This window comes from Idiomarina seosinensis, assembly GCF_003987275.1.
GTDB lineage: Bacteria > Pseudomonadota > Gammaproteobacteria > Enterobacterales > Alteromonadaceae > Idiomarina > Idiomarina seosinensis.
On sequence record NZ_PIQF01000001.1, the window covers coordinates 867,217 to 885,031 of the forward strand.

The window sequence follows — 17,815 nt, forward strand, 5'->3', positions numbered from 1 at the left end:
AGAAATGGATAAGATAATGAAAAAACCACTTATGTTTAGCAAAAGCCCAGTCGCGGCAGCCGTCTCAGTCGTACTGAGTGCCGGCCTGATGTTTCCCTCTTTTGCACAAGAACAGGCAGCAGAATCAGCAGAAACCGAGCAAACTGAACAGCAACTGCAGCAGCGTGAAAAAAACGCTATGGAAGTCATCAATGTGCAGGGGATCCGCGGCAGTCTGTCGCGTGCTACCGCGTTTAAACGCCAGTCCTCTGGCGTTGTCGACGGCATTTCCGCTGAAGAAATGGGTAAATTCCCGGATACCAACTTAGCCGAATCGTTACAGCGTATCACTGGTGTTTCGATTAGCCGTAACGACGGGGAAGGCAGCGAAATCACGGTTCGGGGTTTTGGTCCGGAATTCAACCTGGTGACTTTAAACGGTCGGCAAATGCCTTCTACCGGTTTTTCCCGTTCGTACAATATGGAAGCTTTGTCTTCCGAAAACGTAACGGCACTGGAAGTTTATAAAACAGCTCGGGCGGCGATGCCTAGCGGTGGTCTGGGTGCGACAGTAAACATTGTTACGACCCGGCCTTTTCAAACTTCTGAGCGTCAATTCGTAATCTCGGGCAAAGCGATGCACGACAGTTCGGTTGATATCGGTGATTCGGTAACGCCAGAGCTCGCGGCATTGTATAGCGATACCTTTGCAGACGACATGTTTGGCGTGGCTGTATCGCTATCGCAACAACGTCGTGACTTTCAGCAACAATATGCCAATATTCAAGGCTGGCAGGCCAATGTTGGCCTACCTGATTTGGAAGAAGGTGAGTTTACTGATCCGCGTCCGGTCGGTGATGATGGCGAGCGTATCGGTAACCACTTCTTTCCTAAAGACATGAACTATGGCTTTACCGACGTTCAAAACGAACGGACCAACGGCCAGGTCACTCTGCAATTTGCGCCAACAGATACCATAGTCTTGACCGCAGATTACACCGGTTCTCGAAGGACTTCAGGACGTGTCGGTTATGGTTGGGGCATCTGGAATGAGTTCGGTGGTAACATCAACTCTTATATTTTAGACGAGAACGGCACCGCTGTTTATGCCGATATAGCCGGTAACGACTCCTCGTTTACCGCTAACTGGGATACTACAGAGATCGAAGCGGACTCCGTTGGTTTAAATCTTAGCTGGGATATCACACCTGACCTTAATCTTTGGGTCGATGTACACGACTCAAGTAATAAGATTGATAATGGTGCGGATAAAGGCATTCATTCAACCGGCCAAATCATCTTAGGCTCAGACCAGCTCCGCACTAAGATTTACGATTATCGCAACGGCGAAATTCCACAAGCCAGCGTGCTTTGGAATAATGGCACTAATGTTCTGGGTCGGGGTGAAATAGATTCGAACTTTAGCCAGTTTTTGCGTAGCCCCGGTGAGTCCAACATTAAACAGTATCAAGTAGAAGCAACTTGGTATAACTCAGTGTTTGATGTCCCCCTGGTTAAGGTTACCGGTGGTGTAACTCGCACAGAACAAGACATGGGCGGTTATAATGCCTGGAGTGGTTTGCGTGGTGGTCCGGGTTTCAACCCTAGTTTCACGCAAATTTTCCCCGATGGAATGTTCGTTTACAACAACACCGATGGGTTTCTTGACGAATTTGCTGGTGGTGGTAGTGACCTAGCACAGAACTATTACTACACCTACGATATTGAAGAAGCACTGGCGCGACAGGCTGCTTTTTTAACTGAAGAGCGTATGGGCGCAGACGAATACTATGTCGGCATCCGTCCAGGCGACATTACCGGTCGTAGTAGTGTTTTAGAAGAAACCGACGCCATTTTCATTCAGTCTGAATGGGAATTTGACGTTGCTGGCTTCTTTACCCAGGTCAACTTCGGCGCTCGTTATGAGCAAACGGATGTTACCAGTATGGTGCGTCAGCGTGTTGAACAACAAGTTAACTGGGTAAGCCCTTCTGAGTGGATCATGCAGTATGTCGGCGGCGGCGATGAGTCGACCTTCTTAACGCAGACGGGTGAACACGATGTGTTCTTGCCAATGCTTGACGTTAAAGTCGATATCACTGAAGACCTGGTTGGTCGTTTCTCTACCGGTAAGACCATAGCGCGTGCCCCACTTGGCGCACTCAACGGTGGCCGTAGCTTAAGCGGCAGTCCAAAACCGGGCGCTCGTACCGGCAGTAGTGGTAACCCTAATCTATTGCCCTTTGAATCGACTAATATCGACTTGTCATTGGAGTACTATTACGGCGATGGTAGCTATGCGTCGATTGGCTACTTTAAAAAAGACGTCGATAACTTTATTCAAAATACTATCACCGAGACCACTATCGACGGCATCCGTGACATTTTCCAAGGTCCCCGCTATCAGCAGGCGATTTCCGATATAGAATCTCGTGGTGAACAGGCGACCTCCACTGCAATTTTCGAACAAATGTTGGCAAATGGTCACGGTAACGCCGATGGTGCAATTGAACCAAACTCTGACGACCCATTGATGGTCTGGAACATCAGCCGGCCGAGTAACACCGATGAAAAGTCAGTTAATGGTTTTGAAATAGCAATCCAACAGTTGTTTGGAGAAACCGGGTTTGGCGCCGCGGCCAATGCGACTCTAGTAGACGGTGATACCAGCTTTGATGTCGATAGCTTAGACCAACAATCTCCACTTGTTGGCTTGAGCGACTCCGCTAACCTGCAGTTATTTTACGAGAAACATGGCTGGTCGGTACGTGCCACCTATGCATGGCGCGATAGCTATTTGTTAGGTGTCGGTCAAGCCCAGGGGTCCTCTGATGCACCGCCGCAGTTTGCTCGTTCGTTTGGTCAATGGGACCTCAGCGTCAATTACGACGTAAACGAGAAACTGACCGTATTCTTTGAAGGTATCAACTTAAATAATGAAACCGAAGAAGGTTATGGTCGTTACGAAGAGCAGTTCTTATTTGCTCGTCAGTACGGTCCTCGTTATGCGCTAGGAGCGCGTTACAGCTTTTAATTAAGCGTTAATTATCCTTCCTGGGATACAAAAAAGCTCCGATGAATTAGCATCGGAGCTTTTTTTTTAACTACGGTTTGTCGCTTAATCTAAACAAACCGCTTCAGTGTCTTCAGCTTGCTCAGCGACTAAGCGAATATCTCTAATGCTAAAGCTTAAAGCGGCTGCGTGAGAAATACCGAATATCTCCCCTACCGCTGCCGTATCCAAACCGGCTTGCTGCAAACACTGCATTGACAACGACAATGTCGCCCACTCGCCCGGTTGCGACTGCTGCAGCTGGTGTTGTAGGTCAATTTTTACCTGACAGTCACCAGACAAGCAGTTCATCTGCAGATACACTGGCTGTTGCGGTATACGATCGACTTTGTAGGATAATTCTAATGTGCCGTTGTCACCAGCAAAAGCTCGTAAATCGCGGCTGAATGGACTAATAAAGCTAAACCCTCCCGATCCCGTTCCATCAAACACGAATTCGCGAGCGTCTTCCTGCACTTGATCGTCAAAGGTCGAACTTGCAACGCTGTCGATTTCCTGAACACTACTGGTAACTGCGGTACGCTGCTCGTCATTGAAAATTTGCAACTGCCATGGGCTCTGCGGCGCACGATCAAAGATCGCCATATCAGCCAGAGCATCCTGATCGACAAAGTCTGTTTGCAAATCATCAGACAAGGTATTTTGCTCTCCATAGTTCAAACCAAAACCGACTTCCAATAGCGGTGCGTAATCGTCCTGATCAGAATTCAATCGACCTTGAGAAGGATCAGCTGGCCAGGAAAATGGCAGTTCACCGGTCATTGGGTGGCGTGGTTCACCATTTTCATCGGCAATAATAACATCCGCAACACCTTGTCCTTCGGAGCCTGGCAGCCAAGCCGCGACAAACGCATCGGAGGCATTAAGCTCAGGGTTAACATACATCGGGCGACCACTAATAAATACCGATACTACCGGGATGTCTTGCTCCTTTAAGCTTTCCAATAACTGCTGATCAACTGGGTTATTGCGCTGATAATCGATGTTGTCAATGTCACCGTTACCCTCGGCATACGGTGTTTCGCCGTAAACCACGACAGCGACATCCGGCTTCTGCTGATACTGACCATTTTCGGCCAGCTCAACTTGGCCGCCCATAGCGGTTACCGCATCCATAATCCCTTGATAAATTGAGGTGCCGCCAGGGAAGTCTTCATTACTATTGCCAGTACCCTGCCAGCTAATAGTCCAGCCACCGGATTGTTGTCCGATATTGTCAGCGGCAGGCCCGGCCACCAAAATATTTTGATTCGGATTTAACGGTAATACATTGTCTTTGTTTTTCAGTAACACCAGTGATTCACGCACAGCCTGGCGGGCAACTTCGCGATGTTCTTCAGCGCCTATAAGCTCTGTCTTACCGGACAGAGGACGTTCAGCGGGGCTTGGCTTATCAAATAGCCCCGCCCGCATTTTTACACGCAAAATACGGCGCACTGCATCGTTGATTCGCTCCATTGCGATAGTGCCGTCCTGCACCTGTGCAATTAGGTTTTCATATAGCGGCTTCCAGGCGGCAGTCGGCACCATATACATATCCAGACCTGCATTAGCAGCCTGAGGGCAATCAGCGTTGGTGCAACCTTCTATTTGACCATGACCGTTCCAGTCACCAACGACAAAGCCGTCGAAACCCATCTTTTCTTTTAGTACATCGGTAAGCAGATATTCGTCACCATGGATTTTTTTACCATTCCAACTATTAAAGCTGGCCATAACGCTCTGCGCGCCAGCTTGCAAGCCGCCGACATACCCTTGCGCATGATAATCGAATAATTCCTGCTCACTAATCTCGGCATTACCCTGGTCAATACCATCGGTAGTCGCACCGTCACCAATAAAGTGTTTTACGGTACTGATAACATGCCGTTCATCGAGAAAGCTTTTCGCTACGTCACCTTGCAAGCCCTCTACAATTGCGGCTGCGTAATCGTGAACAATTTGCGGGTTTTCTGAATAACTTTCATAGGTACGGCCCCAGCGAACATCACGGGCAACAGCGACTGTCGGTGCAAACACCCAATCGATACCGGTAACCATTACTTCGGTCGCAGTGACACCGGCAATATCTTTGATCAGTTCTGGGTTTTTAGCGGCACCTAAGCCGATGTTATGCGGAAAAATCGTCGCGCCGAGAACGTTGTTATGGCCGTGCACGGCATCGGTGCCCCACATCGTTGGAATATCGATTCCATCGACGCTGTCATCAATGGATGCTTGATAAAGGGACTCGGCCAATGCAATCCAGTCTTGTGGTGTCGCATATTTATCGTTATTGGGGAATGCGCCACCACCGTTTAGATAAGAACCAAAACCATATTTACGCATGTCCTCGACGGTAATATCACGGATTTCCGGCTGAATCATTTGCGCGACTTTTTGCTCTAATGTCATTTTATCGAGCAACGTATCGATTCGTTGTTCCATGTCAGGCTGTTGCTTAACCGGCAAGTTTAGTTTTGGCCAAACCTCCTGCTCCGACTGTTGGTTAGACGCGGGAGAGCAGCCAACTGTCGCCGACAAAGCCAAGGCAATGGCAGTAGTTAGATAAGCGCGTTTCATGATTCGGCCTCCTGCGCGCGCGCGATAGATTTAAATGCCTGAGGTTTATAACCGCGAAACCCGTAAAACGCGATATACACGTAACACAGTAACGGTAAAATAAAGGCGAATTGGACACTGGTAGCATCGGCTAGCGCCCCTTGTAATAAAGGAACAATAGCTCCCCCAACAATCGCCAAACACAGAATGCCAGACCCTTGGCTGGTACTCTCTTTTAGGTTTTGCAGTGCCAGACTGAAAATTGTCGGGAACATTATAGAGTTGCATAGACCGACAAATAACAGCGACCACATAGCCAACGCACCACTACTGTTAATTGTAGTGGCCACTAAAACAACTGCGATACTGGCATTAAATAACAACACCTTGTTACCGGCAAACTTCTGCATCACTGCTGCACCTATAAAGCGGCCTACCATCGCACCACCAAAGTACCAGGAAATATAATGCGAAGCTTGTGAGCTCGACATGTTTCCTATATCCGATTGCGACAAATAAATGGCTAAAAAGCTACCGATACCAACTTCTGCCCCAACGTAAACAAAAATACCGATGGCACCTAACACTAAGTGGCGTTGACTCCAGGCCCCACCTTTTGTAGGCAAGGGTGCTGCCGCATCCACTTTACCCATGTTGGGGAGTTTTAATTTTACGAATATCAGCGCCATCAAAACCAAGGTTGCCGCTAAAATGAAGTACGGAGTTGATACCGTGTCTTTACTCACTCCAGTAACTTCCGGGTCTGCAACACCACCAAATATCAGCCAGGCGCCGAAGAAAGGTGCAACCGTGGTACCTAATGAGTTAAACGCTTGGGTCATGGTCAGTCGGCTCGATGACGTCTCCTCAGGACCAAGTCGGGTCACATAGGGATTAGCCGCCACCTGCAAAATCGTCACACCAGAGGCAAGGATAAATAATGCCAGCAGAAATAACCCGTAGACCTCCATCATCGCTGCCGGATAGAACAACACACACCCTGCCCCAGCGATCAACAGACCTGTGACAATGCCCATTTTGTAACCAATTTTACCGACCATCAATCCAGCCGGAACTGAAATAATAAAATAGGCTCCAAAAAAGCAAAACTGAATCAGCATCGACTGCGCATAGTTCAAGTCAAACAACAGTCGTAGGTACGGAATAAGGATATCGTTGAGGCAGGTGATAAAGCCCCAAATGAAGAACAGCGATGTGAGCGCAGTCAGTGCAAACCGATAGTTGTTGTCACTGCCGCCACCATGTAACGCTGATGTTTGCGGTGTTGTCATAATTTCCTCTTGCTTTATTTTTTTGACGATGGTGTCAACACCATCTAATATTATGTAAGCGCTTTCATGTATAGCATAATTGAATTTAATGGCAATGAAAACCTACTCTGGAATGGACGCTTATGAAAACAATAACCCTGCCAAAACAGTCATATTTAAAGTCTCAAGACTTTACCTTCGGGGTCGCTACATCGTCCTTTCAAATTGAAGGAGACATTGCTGGCCGAGAGCTGTGCATCTGGGATACTTTTTGCCGCAAGCCCGGAAAAATAAAAGATAAATCCAATGGCGATGTTGCTTGCGAGCATATAGAGAACTATCAGCAGGACGTCGAGCTTATAGCTTCTTTAGGAGTCGATGCCTATCGATTTTCAATTGCCTGGGGCCGAGTAATTAATTCGGATGGTAGCGTTAATCAGACAGGGCTAGCGTTCTACAGCAACTTAGTTGATGCTTTATTAAAAAGAGGAATCAAAAGTTACCTGACTCTTTATCACTGGGATCTTCCCCAATACCTAGAGGATCAAGGCGGTTGGTTAAACCGGGATACAGCCTACCGCTTTGCTGACTATGCTGAAGTTGTAGCCAAAGCGTTGGGTAACAAGGTAGTCAGTTACGCAACTTTGAACGAGCCATTTTGTAGCGCTTATTTAAGCTACGAGGCCGGTATTCACGCCCCGGGCAAACAAAGTCGCCAGCAAGGTCGTCAGGCAGCTCACCATTTATTGCTTGCGCACGGGCTCGCTTTACCTAAATTAAGACAGCACGCGCCTTTAGCGGAGCATGGCATCGTATTAAATTTTAGCCCATGTTATCCAGCCTCAGACAGCGTTCAGGACAAACTCGCCGCAGAGTCTGCTCATCAATACCACAACCTTTGGTATATAGAGCCTTTACTAAAAGGCGGTTATCCGCCTTTATTCGAACAACTAGCGGCAAACGAGCAACCAGAGGTACGTTCCGGAGACATGGACATTATTAGTCAGCCGATAGACTTCCTCGGCGTTAACTACTATACCAGAACGGTTTTTAGGGAAAACCAAAGAGGCTGGTTTAGCGATGTTCCGGCAACCGGTGATGAATTAACCACTATGGGCTGGGAAGTTTATCCGGCCGGCCTGACTGAAATACTGATTGGACTCCATCAGCGCTACCAAAACTTACCGCCAGTCTATATCACTGAGAATGGCGCAGCCTACGACGACCAAATCGATAATGGCATTGTCGATGATGCCCGTCGAATTGATTATTTTCAGTCTCACCTATTGGCAGTAGATGACGCCATTAATGACGGCGTCGATGTCCGCGGTTATTTCGCCTGGAGTTTAATGGATAATTTTGAATGGGCGGAAGGCTACACGCAAAGGTTTGGAATCGTCTATGTTGATTACCAGACGCAGCAACGCACACTAAAAAATAGTGCAAAAGCTTTACAGCAGCTGTGCTTAACACGACAATCACAGCTTACCGCTGTGGAGGACTTATGTTAAGCCGCAAAGAAAAAGTTGCTTATGGCTTGGGCGACACCGCCAGCAACATCATTTTCCAGACCGTCATGTTGTTTCTGGCTTTTTTTTATACCGATATTTTTGGTATCCCTGCCGCAGCGGTCGGTACTATGTTTTTAGTGGTCAGGCTTATCGATGCTATTACCGATCCAATGATGGGCCTTATTGCCGATAAAACCCGCTCTCGATACGGTCAATTTCGACCTTACTTGCTCTGGGTAGCAGTTCCTTTTGCCATCTGTAGCGTACTGGCATTTACCACTCCCGATCTGAACACGACATCAAAAATTTTGTACGCCTACGCGACATATACGTTGCTAATGCTGGCTTATACCGCTATTAACATTCCCTATTCAGCGCTTGGAGGTGTACTTACCGCCGACCCATTAGAGCGTGTTTCTGTGCAATCTTATCGCTTTGTATTTGGCATGCTTGGGGGGTTACTGGTTGCGACCTGTACGCTACCTTTAGTTGACTGGATTGGGCAAGGCAACAAAGTTCTCGGTTACCAGCTAACCATATTGGCACTGAGCATTTTTGGCGTATTGCTATTTATTCTTTGTTTCCTGGGAACCCGTGAACGGCTTATACCGCCCAAGCAACAGCACTTATCGCTCAGCAACGGTTTGCACACGTTGTGGTCTAACGAACAGTGGCGACGGCTATCCATTGCCGCAGCGTTAGTGCTCACGGGGATTGCCCTGAAAAATACCTTAGCGATTTATTACGTAAAATATTATTTAGTTCGCGAAGATCTTATTACCCTATTTATTAGCATCGGTATGATCGGAAATATTCTCGGCTGCGCACTGGCGCAATTTGTTTGTCGGTATATCGATAAAGTAACCGCCTATATCAGTGTTCAGGTTATCGCTGCACTGATTTGTGTCGCCGCCTACTGGGTGTCACCCGATCAATTGATTTTGGCGTTCACATTGTACTTCTTATGGGGCCTTTTTTTACAAATGGGAACCCCTATGCTGTGGGCTAAAATTGCTGATGTGGTCGATTATGGTTATTGGAAGACAGGTATCCGTGCAACCGGGCTTGTCTACTCATCGGTCGTATTCTTTATTAAGTTTGGTCTTGCTATGGGAGGAGCTATAGCTGGCTGGTGGTTGGCATTTTACGACTACTCACCTGACCAATTGCAAAGCCCCCACACACAAACTGGCATTTTAATCGCATTTACCGTTTTACCAGCAATTGCATCTCTGCTTGTTGCATTTGTGATGCGCAGGTACACTTTAAAGCAACCACGGGTACAACAAATTAGCAGAGCGCTGGAGCAATACTCATAACATGGCGACAATCTACGAAGTTTCTAAACTTGCCGGCGTGTCATTAGCGACCGTTTCACGGGTGATAAATAATAATACCCCAGTTAGAGAAGCAACCCGCATTAAGGTTCTCGAAGCCATGGATAAGTTGGGTTATCACCCAAACTCCGTGGCTCAGTCACTCGCTTCTAGCCGGTCAAACTCGATCGGTATTGTTGTGTCCGAATTAAACGGTCCTTTTTTCGGTACGCTACTTAGTGATATCGAGACTGCCTTTCGTAAGGCAGGTAAACACGTCATTATTGCGGCGGGTCACAGTGATGAAAAACTAGAAAAAGAGAGTATTTCCTTTTTACAAAGTCGTAACTGTGACGCACTGATACTGCATGTAGAAGCAGTAAGCGATGATTATTTAACAGAATTAGCCGACAAAGATGTCCCCTTTGTGTTATTAAATCGTTTTGTTCCCTCGTTATACCAACGTTGTATTACGCTTAATAATCAGCATGGCGGCTACCTCGCTACCCAACACCTGTTACAACTTGGGCATACTAATATCGGCTATATTTCTGGTCCAATGTGGAAGCACGATGCCGAACAGCGGTACAACGGGCACTTAAGAGCACTTGCCGAGTTTGCAATCAATTCCAGTCAAAGCGTTTTTTATGAGGGCGATTACCACGAAAAAGGCGGTGCCGACGGGATGACTCAGCTACTAAATACCGATCCTCAAATAACCGCAGTTGTATGTGCTAATGACGAGATGGCAGCGGGTGCAATGACTGCAGCCAGGGAGCTGGGTCGTTCTTTGCCCGAACAATTATCGGTAGTTGGATTTGATAACGTTAACTTTTCCCACTATATGTGCCCTAAACTAACCACAGTCGACTACCCTATTGGCGGAATGGGTCAAATGGCCTCGCGTTGGGTATTAAAAAATGTCTACCAGCAAAAATTAGGTGACATTCAAAACGTCTTTGAACCCCGTCTCATTCAACGCGACTCGGCAGCCGCAGCGAAATAAAAAACGCGTGCTAAAAAGCACGCGTTTTAATCAAGCTAGACATCAAAACGGTCCGCATCCATGACTTTAACCCAGGCCTTAACAAAGTCTTTGACAAACTTCTCCTGATTATCGTCTTGAGCATAAAGTTCTGAGTACGACCGTAAAATCGAGTTAGAACCAAACACAAGATCAATGCGGCTGGCAGTCCACTTTAGTTCATCTGTGCTACGGTCACGCACTTCGTAGTGGTCACCCGCCTTTTTCCAAACATTGTCCATATCGGTCAAGTTCACAAAAAAGTCATTAGTTAGCGTACCCACACGATCGGTAAACAAGCCGTGCTTGGACTCACCATAATTGGCCCCTAATGCTCGCATACCACCAACCAACACGGTCATTTCTGGTGCAGTTAGCCCCATTAACTGAGTTCTGTCGAGCATCAACTCCTCGGCCGGCACTGCATAATCTTTTTTCAGATAATTGCGATACCCATCATGTAATGGTTCCAGCGGTTCAAAGCTTTCAGCATCGGTCCATTCATCGGAGGCATCACCGCGACCTGGGGTGAATGGTACGGTAATATCGACACCACCATCATGCGCAGCCTTTTCAACAGCGGCAGTACCACCGAGCACAATTAGGTCAGCAATACTAACTTTTTTATCCAATGTTGATTGCAGTTGTTCCAATGTACCTAACACCTTCTGCAGTTTTTCCGGCTCATTACCGTGCCAGTCTTTCTGCGGTGCCAAACGAATACGAGCGCCGTTAGCTCCTCCCCGGAAATCAGAACCCCGGTATGTACGAGCACTGTCCCACGCCGTCGAAATCAGTTCATAAGAAGATAAGCCGCTATTTAACAGTTTCTCTTTTAGTTCACCAATTTCTTGTTCGCTCAAACTGTATTCAACTTTCGGGATTGGATCTTGCCAAATGAGATCTTCGTCCGGCACATCCGGGCCTAGGTAACGATCTTTAGGACCAAGGTCGCGGTGCGTCAGTTTGAACCAGGCTCGTGCAAACACCTCTGCAAGATACTCAGGGTTGTTATAAAACTTCTCTGAAATCTTACGGTACTCAGGATCTTTCACCATGGCCATGTCCGCATCAGTCATAATCGGGTTCAGGCGAATAGACGGATCTTCGACATCAACGGGTTTATCTTCCTCTTTAATATCGACCGGTTCCCACTGCCAGGCACCCGTGGGGCTCTTTTTCAGCTCCCAGTCATAGTTAAACAGTAGATAAAAATAGCCGTTATCCCATTGCGTTGGGTTAGTCGTCCAGGCACCCTCGATACCGCTTGTCACAGTGTCTCTGCCTTTGCCTTTACCGCCACTATTACGCCAACCCATGCCCTGCTCTTCAACGTCTGCTGCCTCAGGCTCCGGCCCTAAATTCTCTTCTTTACCATTACCGTGGCATTTCCCCACAGTGTGGCCGCCCGCCGTTAATGCAACTGTCTCTTCATCATTCATCGCCATGCGAGCAAAGGTTTCGCGAATATCCTTTGCCGTTTTTAACGGATCTGGCTGCCCATCAACCCCTTCTGGGTTCACATAGATAAGCCCCATTTGAACTGCCGCCAGCGGGTTTTCCAAAGAATCACGTTGTTCGTCAGGGCTGTAACGATTTTTAGTCTCTGCTAGCCACTCTTTCTCACTGCCCCAATAAATGTCTTCTTCCGGGTGCCAAATATCTTCGCGACCACCAGCGAAACCAAAGGTTTTTAGTCCCATAGATTCATAGGCCATGTTGCCGGCAAGAATGAATAAGTCAGCCCAGGACAGACTGTTACCGTATTTTTTCTTGATCGGCCATAGCAAGCGCCGCGCCTTATCCAGGCTTACGTTGTCTGGCCAACTATTCAGCGGTGCAAACCGTTGGTTACCGGTACCGCCGCCACCGCGGCCGTCGGCTAAGCGGTAGGAGCCTGCTGAATGCCATGCCATACGTATCATCAAACCGCCGTAGTGACCCCAGTCTGCTGGCCACCACTCCTGGCTATCGGTCATAAACTCTTTTAAATCTTGTTTTAACTGCTCTAAATCAATTTTCTTAAACTCTTCAGCATAGTCAAAGTCTTCGTCCATCGGATTTGCTTTGGTGTCATGCTGACGCAGGATTTCCAATTTAAGAGAATTAGGCCACCAGTGAGTGTTGGTTTTCTTTTCGCTGGTCATACTGCCATGTACGATCGGACATTTGCCTGAACTCATAATGTTGCTTCCTTTTATTCCTGTAAGAATTTTATAAATCTAATATAGCTTACGGTGTATTAGCTTGGTTAGATTTATAGCAGCTCATGGAGAGATTGAGCAAAGTCATTAAAACGGTCGGAGTGATAGATTTTATCGATTCAGGACTGAGAGCATTGCAATAATTCAGCACGATAAACGGGGGAAGGCATCCACACCACTGCATGTTGCTGATACAGTCGTCCTAGCTGCAACGCCTGTTCTTTGCTGAGGTTGGCGACTAAAAAACCTCGTTCATCGGGCCATTCGTTGTTTGGATCTTGTGCCACCGTATCGGCGCAAACTTTTACATCTGATAGTTGTTTGATTTGGTCCAGCAGTTTTTCATTAGACTGTTTATTTTCATCATCATTCAGCTTGGTACTTAACGGATTATAAGCGGTAATGATACAAAAACTATCAGCGGCAAAAAAATGGTCAATCAAAACCACCTGGGAGACGCCAACCTGAACACATACCTGCGGCTCGGTCAGCACTCGATATTTAGCTTCATGATAGGCATCCAGTAGCTTTTTTTTCATAAAGTCTTTATTTGCGCGCCACCCCAATGATTGGCCTAGACGGTGGTAACAATTGCCTCTTTTTAGCTGCTAACAAATACAAGAAACAACATAACCCGATTCCGATAACCAATGCGCCCACCCATTGGATACGAATAAACTCAAGGCTGAATAAAACCGTTAAACCAACCATTAAAACGCTATGCAGCACAAAATAGCGGGGTTTACCCATACGCTCCACAGTCAGGTTTAAATTGTCAGAATACAGTCGAATTAGAGAGTCTAATGAGTTAAGTACAAAAACGACTCCGACGGCAACCATACAACGGTTAATCCAACCCGCAGTATCAATACCTTTAGTATAGAACAAATACAGTACACTAAACCACAACCCAAGTGACAGCGAAGGCCAAATCAGCATATTTGCAAACAAGGTAACAGTTTTCATATTACCAACGAAACGCGCGGTAAATTGCCCAATCATAATACTCCAGGCAAACCACCAGAATAGATAGAACGCGTGATAATCATTGATCGGTAATATAAAACGCTGTAAATGCACAAAGTAGTCTGATAGCAACGGTAATGTCGATAAATAATCACCGGCTGCGACATTAGGCTGTTGCGTAATATAGATCCCCAAACCAATAATTAGGGCAAAAAACAAGCCACCGGAAGAGACACTCAGTAATTTTACAAATTTAAGCTCGGTACTGGAGTATACTGCCGCACAAATCGTTACTAATACCAGGGTTGCGAACACCCATGGAAAGCCTGACTCAGGAGCAATACTTGGTAGATACCAGCTTAAATTCGCGTATAAAAGGTGGGCGGTGAAAGCACAGGTGCCGATAATAACAATGTTGTTAATCCACTTGACCCAGGTAATTTGAAAGAACTTCAGCTTTGGCTCTAATGCACAGAAATAGAAGCACGTGACAAAATAGATTGCCCAGACCATAAAGCCCCAAAAGCCAAATTCGATTGCTAAAGGATTAGCAAATGCGTATTCCTTATTATTTTCAATGTCGGCGTAAACCGGAAACTCGGTCAAGGGGAACATAATAAGGCCGACATCCAGACCAGAAGTGAACAAAATTGCGATAAAAACCCAAGTTGATACCGGGATTTTTCCTTGCAAAGGCAACTGACCCCAACGCCACAGGATCAGAATAACCATCACCATGAAGAACACCATACCAATACCAACCAGGGTTAACATATTATTTAACCTCTCTAGCAGGCGTATTCTGGCGTTGTTTCGAGTTCCAGTTCGAATCCTGCACTACCGAAACATTAGCAGCTGCAAGCGTTGTACCCGATTTTATAAGGTCTGCTGCGCGCTCTGCCAACATGATAGTCGGTGCATTCAGGTTGCCATTTGGAATGGTTGGAAACAATGAAGAGTCAACCACCCGCAAGCCGCTTATCCCACGCACTTTGGTCTCAGGATCAACCACCGCCATTGGATCATCAACCGCCCCCATCCGGCAACTGCCACAAGGGTGATAAGCGCTTTCCACAGCATCGCGAACAAAAGCGTCGATTTGTTCATCGGTCTGGACCGCTTTACCAGGCTGGATTTCGTCTCCACGAAACGGGTCCATAGCCGACTGCGCAATAATTTCACGGGATAAGCGAACACAAGCGCGAAACGCCTCGATATCCTCTTCTGCCTGTAGGTAATTAAACTGGATTTTAGGAGCCACAGTAACGTCATCCGACTGCACCCGCACCCAGCCACGACTCTTAGGTTTGTTATGACCAATATGCAGCTGGAAACCATGGCCATTAAAAGCGCTTTTACCGTCATAACGAATAGCAGCAGGTAAAAAATGATACTGCAAATCAGGCCACTCAACGCCCTCTTTCGAGCGAATAAAACCACAGGATTCAAAGTGATTAGTGGCGCCCAATCCGGTTTTAAATAAGATCCAACGAACGCCAATGGCTAACTTACTGAGTGGGCCTAGTTTACCGTTAAGGCTAATGGGTTGCTGACACCGGTACTGAAAGTAAAACTCCAGATGGTCCTGCAAGTTTTCACCGACACCGGGTAATTCATGCTTAAGCTCAATATTAGCTTGTTCCAATACTGATTTTGGACCGATACCTGATACTTGCAGCAGTTGCGGAGAACCAATCGGTCCGGCACTTAATATCACTTCACCGGAAGTTTTAATGGTCTCTTTGCCATTCTCACCGATAATCGCGACACCTACCGCTTTTTTGTCTTCCAACAAAATGCGTTCTACCTGCACCTTCGTGCGCACAGTCAGGTTGTCACGCTGCATCGCAGGGCGTAAATAGGCATTCGCCGTTGACCAGCGACGTCCATTTTTCACCGTCATATGCATTGCACCGAAGCCTTCCTGCTGTCCACCATTGTAGTCTTCGGTGCGCCAATAGCCGGCTTGCTCTCCAGCATCGATAAATGCACGATACAATGGATTGCGCATATTATTGCCATTATTAACTGCTAATGGACCGCCTTTGGCACGGTAGTCATCGGCATTAAAGGCCCAGTCTTCTGACTTCTTAAAGTAAGGTAAGCAGTTCTGATAGTCCCAGTTTTCGGCACCAAGCTCTGCCCACTCGTCAAAGTCGCGCGCATGACCTCGCACATAGACCATGCCGTTTATCGAAGAAGATCCGCCCAGCACCTTGCCTCGCGGGCAATGCATTTCACGGTTATTCAAGTATGGCTCTGGTTCGCTATGAAACTGCCAGGCATATTTTTTGGTATTCATCGGAATCGATAACGCCGTGGGCATTTGAATAAAAATACTTTTATCCGAGCCACCAGTTTCCAGCAATAACACCCGCACCGCTTTGTCTTCAGTTAACCGGTTCGCAAGCACACAACCCGCAGAACCAGCACCGACAATAACGTAATCATAATGCTGGCTAGACATTAAAATGGCCCTTCAAGTGTATCCATACCAACGTAGACAGATTTAGTCTGGGTATACGCCTTTAACGTCTCAACGCCGTTTTCACGACCGATTCCAGATTGCTTATAGCCACCAACCGGCATTTCAGCAGGCGAGTTACCCCATGCGTTAATCCAACATATACCAGCTTGCATCTGAGCAATAACACGGTGTGCGCGACGAATATCTGTGGTAAATACCCCCGCGGCCAAACCATAATCAGTATTGTTGGCTCGCTTTACTACGTCATCCTCGTCAGTAAACGTCATTACCGACATCACAGGCCCAAAAATCTCTTCCCGACAGATGGTCATATCATCATCACAATCGGTAAACACCGTTGGCGCAACATAATAGCCGTTTTCAAAACCAGCTGGCGTGATCCGCTCTCCGCCGGTTAATAATTTCGCGCCTTCCTGTTTCGCAGTATCAATATAGGCGAGTACTGAATTCATATGTGATTCCGAAATCAAGGCGCCTAAATTGGTCTCTGGAGCTAAGGGGTCGCCAGCAACGATATTGTTCTCGGTGCGCTCAAGCAAACGTTCAATAAAGTTTTGGTACACCGACTCATGGACAAAAACCCGCGTGCCATTGGTACACACTTCACCCTGAGTATAAAAGTTACCTAGCATCGCACCGGTAACCGCTTCGTCAATGTCAGCATCGTCAAATACAATCAATGGCGATTTTCCGCCAAGTTCCATTGTCACTTGCTTAAGCGTTCCGGCCGCAGCCGCCATCACTTTTTTACCAGTGCCAACTTCGCCGGTCAGCGATACTTTGGCAATATCAGGATGCTCCGTTAAATATCGCCCGACTTCACCGTCACCATGGACAACGTTAAACACACCATCCGGCACCCCTGCTTCAGTAAAGATCTCCGCCAACATTGCTGCACCGCGCGGCGTTTCCTCAGACGGCTTAAAAATCATGGCGTTACCGGCCGCTAATGCCGCAGCTGATTTCCAGCAGGCTATCTGCAATGGGTAATTCCAGGCACCAATACCAAAACAAACGCCCAGAGGCTCTTGCCGAGTGTAAAAGAAATCGTTACCAATAGGTTGTTGAGTACCCAGCATTGACTGCGTCAGGTTAGCGAAGTACTCGATCGAGTCAGCTCCCGTTTGCACATCAACTTCTACCGCTTCCTGCCACGGTTTACCGGTATCCAGCACTTCTATTTTTGCCAGTTTATCATTACGCTGACGCAACAAATTTGCGGCTTTCTGTAAAATACGAGCCCGTTCAACGGGCGCCATCGCTGACCACTTAGCAAAACCACGTTGTGCACTTTGAATGGCATTAATCAATAACGCTTCACCCGCTTGCTCGACTTCGTAAATCCGTTCACCCGTTGCTGGGTAAATAACGTCAAAACAGCGATCGCTGGCTGCATTAACATATTCGCCACCAATATAATTTTTTAGTACAGAAGTAGGCAA

Annotated in this window: 11 protein-coding genes; 4 read left to right on the forward strand and 7 right to left on the reverse strand. The window is 47.1% G+C overall.

Going from position 1 to position 17,815, the window contains the following annotated elements; translation table 11 throughout:
- The first annotated feature begins 16 nt into the window (after positions 1-16).
- A complete protein-coding gene (locus tag CWI81_RS04190; protein WP_126783959.1) occupies positions 17-3,013 on the forward strand; it encodes a TonB-dependent receptor in 2,997 nt (998 codons plus the stop codon).
- A gap of 84 nt (positions 3,014-3,097) precedes the next feature.
- Here the strand turns inward: CWI81_RS04190 and CWI81_RS04195 are convergent, their stop codons facing one another.
- Together CWI81_RS04195 and CWI81_RS04200 are read right to left on the reverse strand one after the other, a co-directional pair.
- Positions 3,098-5,614: a glycoside hydrolase family 3 protein gene (locus CWI81_RS04195; RefSeq protein ID WP_126783960.1), complete on the reverse strand. Its 2,517-nt coding sequence runs from the start codon at positions 5,612-5,614 to the stop codon at positions 3,098-3,100.
- A complete protein-coding gene (locus tag CWI81_RS04200) occupies positions 5,611-6,885 on the reverse strand; it encodes a sugar MFS transporter (protein ID WP_126783961.1) in 1,275 nt (424 codons plus the stop codon). The genes CWI81_RS04195 and CWI81_RS04200 overlap by 4 nt, the downstream gene beginning before the upstream one ends.
- Positions 6,886-7,007: 122 nt before the next feature.
- Here CWI81_RS04200 and CWI81_RS04205 point away from each other — a divergent pair, with 122 nt between their 5' ends.
- The 3 genes from CWI81_RS04205 to CWI81_RS04215 are packed head-to-tail and all read left to right on the forward strand — an operon-like array spanning position 7,008 to position 10,697.
- Complete coding sequence (locus CWI81_RS04205; RefSeq protein ID WP_126783962.1) at positions 7,008-8,375, forward strand: GH1 family beta-glucosidase; 1,368 nt, start codon at positions 7,008-7,010, stop codon at positions 8,373-8,375.
- The gene (locus CWI81_RS04210) at positions 8,369-9,694 is read left to right on the forward strand and encodes a glycoside-pentoside-hexuronide (GPH):cation symporter (protein WP_126783963.1); all 1,326 of its coding nucleotides are present in this window, start codon (positions 8,369-8,371) and stop codon (positions 9,692-9,694) included. The genes CWI81_RS04205 and CWI81_RS04210 overlap by 7 nt, the downstream gene beginning before the upstream one ends.
- Before the next feature lies 1 nt (position 9,695).
- On the forward strand, positions 9,696-10,697 hold the full coding sequence (locus CWI81_RS04215; protein ID WP_126783964.1) for a LacI family DNA-binding transcriptional regulator: 1,002 nt from the start codon (positions 9,696-9,698) through the stop codon (positions 10,695-10,697).
- 35 nt (positions 10,698-10,732) lie between these two features.
- Here CWI81_RS04215 and katG read toward each other — a convergent pair whose 3' ends face one another.
- From katG to betB, 5 genes are all read right to left on the reverse strand, one after another.
- Complete coding sequence (gene katG / locus CWI81_RS04220) at positions 10,733-12,898, reverse strand: catalase/peroxidase HPI (RefSeq protein WP_126783965.1); 2,166 nt, start codon at positions 12,896-12,898, stop codon at positions 10,733-10,735.
- A 140-nt stretch (positions 12,899-13,038) separates the two neighbouring features.
- Positions 13,039-13,458 carry a DUF3293 domain-containing protein gene (locus tag CWI81_RS04225; RefSeq protein ID WP_126783966.1) on the reverse strand — a complete coding sequence of 140 codons (420 nt, stop codon included), beginning with the start codon at positions 13,456-13,458 and terminating at the stop codon, positions 13,039-13,041.
- Positions 13,459-13,465: 7 nt separating this feature from the next.
- A complete protein-coding gene (locus tag CWI81_RS04230) occupies positions 13,466-14,659 on the reverse strand; it encodes a BCCT family transporter (RefSeq protein WP_126783967.1) in 1,194 nt (397 codons plus the stop codon).
- A 1-nt stretch (position 14,660) separates the two neighbouring features.
- The gene (gene betA / locus CWI81_RS04235) at positions 14,661-16,352 is read right to left on the reverse strand and encodes a choline dehydrogenase (protein WP_126783968.1); all 1,692 of its coding nucleotides are present in this window, start codon (positions 16,350-16,352) and stop codon (positions 14,661-14,663) included.
- Positions 16,352-17,815 (reverse strand): betaine-aldehyde dehydrogenase, encoded by a 1,464-nt coding sequence (betB, locus tag CWI81_RS04240; protein ID WP_126783969.1) that lies wholly within the window; start codon positions 17,813-17,815, stop codon positions 16,352-16,354. Before betB ends, betA begins: the two co-directional genes overlap by 1 nt.

What these genes read in the sequence shown, in the direction of transcription:
- CWI81_RS04225 (WP_126783966.1), bottom strand. Translation starts at nt 13,458, where the DNA reads ATGAAAAAAAAGCTACTGGATGCCTATCATGAAGCTAAATATCGAGTG.
- CWI81_RS04205 (WP_126783962.1), top strand. Translation starts at nt 7,008, where the DNA reads ATGAAAACAATAACCCTGCCAAAACAGTCATATTTAAAGTCTCAAGAC.
- CWI81_RS04210 (WP_126783963.1), top strand. Translation starts at nt 8,369, where the DNA reads ATGTTAAGCCGCAAAGAAAAAGTTGCTTATGGCTTGGGCGACACCGCC.
- betA (WP_126783968.1), bottom strand. Translation starts at nt 16,352, where the DNA reads ATGTCTAGCCAGCATTATGATTACGTTATTGTCGGTGCTGGTTCTGCG.
- CWI81_RS04200 (WP_126783961.1), bottom strand. Translation starts at nt 6,885, where the DNA reads ATGACAACACCGCAAACATCAGCGTTACATGGTGGCGGCAGTGACAAC.
- CWI81_RS04190 (WP_126783959.1), top strand. Translation starts at nt 17, where the DNA reads ATGAAAAAACCACTTATGTTTAGCAAAAGCCCAGTCGCGGCAGCCGTC.
- CWI81_RS04195 (WP_126783960.1), bottom strand. Translation starts at nt 5,614, where the DNA reads ATGAAACGCGCTTATCTAACTACTGCCATTGCCTTGGCTTTGTCGGCG.
- CWI81_RS04230 (WP_126783967.1), bottom strand. Translation starts at nt 14,659, where the DNA reads ATGTTAACCCTGGTTGGTATTGGTATGGTGTTCTTCATGGTGATGGTT.
- katG (WP_126783965.1), bottom strand. Translation starts at nt 12,898, where the DNA reads ATGAGTTCAGGCAAATGTCCGATCGTACATGGCAGTATGACCAGCGAA.
- CWI81_RS04215 (WP_126783964.1), top strand. Translation starts at nt 9,696, where the DNA reads ATGGCGACAATCTACGAAGTTTCTAAACTTGCCGGCGTGTCATTAGCG.